The organism is Aequoribacter sp., assembly GCF_965659035.1.
Lineage (GTDB): Bacteria > Pseudomonadota > Gammaproteobacteria > Pseudomonadales > Halieaceae > Aequoribacter.
This window is the reverse complement of the sequence record NZ_CBFHWH010000034.1, coordinates 1-2078: the sequence shown is the minus strand read 5'-3', so window position 1 is coordinate 2078 and position 2078 is coordinate 1. Positions and strand designations below refer to the sequence as shown.

The following is a 2078-nucleotide window of genomic DNA, read 5'->3' as shown; positions in this document are numbered from 1 at the left end:
GGAGCGGTTAGAGCAAAACTTGCCCTTTCTGGCGTCGGTGGGCTCGACCAGTCCCTACATCGGTTTGTTTGGAACAGTATGGGGTATTATGCATTCGTTTCGAGGTCTGGCGAGCAGCTCTCAGGCAACGCTTGCTACCGTGGCTCCCGGTATTTCTGAGGCACTAGTGGCTACTGCTATGGGCTTGTTTGCCGCGATCCCCGCCGTGCTTGCTTACAACCGCTACACTGCTAGAGTGGATGTGTTCGTGAACCGCTACGATACCTTTGTGGACGAGTTTTCAGGTTTGCTGTATCGCCAAGCCTATGCCTTAAAGCAGCGCCAGCAGGAGCAAGCCTGATATGGCAGGGCGCAAGCGCTTACGACCAGTAGCTGAAATTAACGTTGTGCCTTACATCGACGTAATGCTGGTGTTGCTTATTATTTTTATGGTTACCGCACCACTTTTGATGCAAGGCGTCGAGGTCGAATTGCCTAAGGCCGAAGCTCAAGCTGTTGATAGCGATGACAGTGAGCCTTTAATCGCCTCCATAAAAGCGAATGGCGAGCTGTACCTTAACGTGGGTGGTGATGAGTCCGCGGCTATTACCCTTGAAACGCTGCAGCGTCGTGTTGGTGCTGTTTTGCGAGCAAACCCTGATAAGCCGGTGCTCGTCTGGGGTGATCAAGCCGTGCCCTACGGTCAAGTCGTCAATTTGATGGTGGCTTTGCAGGCCTCAGGCGCCGCCAATGTTGGCTTGGTTACGGAGTCTCCAGAGTGATACGGCTCTGGTATGCCTTAGTCGACGGCCTGGTGCCTGTCACCGTCACGGTTGTGATTCATGGCTTGGGTCTGCTGATGCTGCTCATTAATTGGAATTCGGTCATTCCTGAGTACTACGAAACCACGAAGCCCACGCAAGTGATTAGCGCCAAGCTGGTGGACGTGGCCTCCATTCCTAAATCTAAGCCTAAACGCTCGATTACCGATGTCATTCCTAATCGACCATCGACGCAGGAATTAAACCAGCAGTCGCAGCAAATCAATACCAGGCCTATTAATACCAAAGTCAGTGCAGCCACCCCCGTGATACCCAAAGAGACGGTCGCGCCAGGGACACAGCCTAAAACCAGTAATCCCGCTCAGCGCTTTACAGCGGAAGAGCTCGCGAAGTTGACCAAAACCAATATTGATCAGAGTTTGGCCGCCGAGGGCGATTCGTCGGAACAAGACCTTACTGCCAGCTATACAGCGTTGATCCGTCAAACGGTAGTGAATTACTGGTCTCGTCCCCCGAGTGCTCGCAACGGGATGCAAACCGTTTTACAGTTGCAGTTAATACCCACTGGGGACATCGTGGGAGTGACTGTGGTGCAAAGTAGCGGCGATGCGGCATTTGATCGTTCGGCGGTTAATGCGGTAGAAAAGGCTGCTCGGTTCCCTGAGTTGCAGAAGCTCCCACCTCGGGAATTCGAGAAGACGTTCCGACGTTTTAAGTTATTGTTCAAACCAGAGGACTTGCGATACTAATGAAGGCGTTTTTTTTGTCAGTGGTTGTTTCAGTCGTCACGTTTTTGAGTCCGGTGGCACGCGCTGAGTTGGTCATTGAAATCACCCAAGGTATCGATAACCCTACAGTGATCGCAATATCGCCATTTGCTTGGGACGGGCGCGGTGTAGCCCCTGAGGACGTGGCTTTCGTGATTCAAAACGACCTGTACCGCAGCGGTCAATTCGCCCCCGTGGCACGAGAAAATATGCTGGGTACGCCCTCTCGTGATGAGGACATCTTTTTTCGCGATTGGCGCATGGTGAACGCACAGTACCTGTTAATTGGTCGGTTGACCGGCGAACAAACTTTGACCGCGGACTTTGCGCTGTACGACGTCAATAAGCAAACCTTAGTTATACAAGGCAGTGAACAAGCCGTTAGAGACGAAGTGCGAACGCTGGCGCATCGCATTGCGGATCGAGTTTATACCGCTCTGACCGGTATACCCGGCGCCTTTGCAACTCAATTGTTGTACGTCGCGGTGACTCCTATCCCCGGCGAGAAAGATTATTACGAACTGACTTTAGCGGATGCCGATGGCGCGCG

Annotated in this window: 3 protein-coding genes and 1 pseudogene; all 4 read left to right on the top strand. The window is 52.6% G+C overall.

Annotated features, from left to right (window positions below):
- A partial coding sequence (locus ACTF5Z_RS06895; RefSeq protein WP_438985005.1) for a MotA/TolQ/ExbB proton channel family protein occupies window positions 1-340 on the top strand: 340 nt, incomplete at its 5' end.
- Window position 341: 1 nt separating this feature from the next.
- Window positions 342-761 carry a protein TolR gene (gene tolR, locus ACTF5Z_RS06890; protein WP_423853137.1) on the top strand — a complete coding sequence of 140 codons (420 nt, stop codon included), beginning with the start codon at window positions 342-344 and terminating at the stop codon, window positions 759-761.
- Window positions 758-1510 (top strand): cell envelope integrity protein TolA, encoded by a 753-nt coding sequence (tolA, locus tag ACTF5Z_RS06885; protein ID WP_438985004.1) that lies wholly within the window; start codon window positions 758-760, stop codon window positions 1508-1510. The genes tolR and tolA overlap by 4 nt, the downstream gene beginning before the upstream one ends.
- A pseudogene (locus ACTF5Z_RS06880) lies at window positions 1510-2078 on the top strand (Tol-Pal system beta propeller repeat protein TolB); the annotation flags it as partial. The gene tolA and the pseudogene ACTF5Z_RS06880, both read left to right, overlap by 1 nt.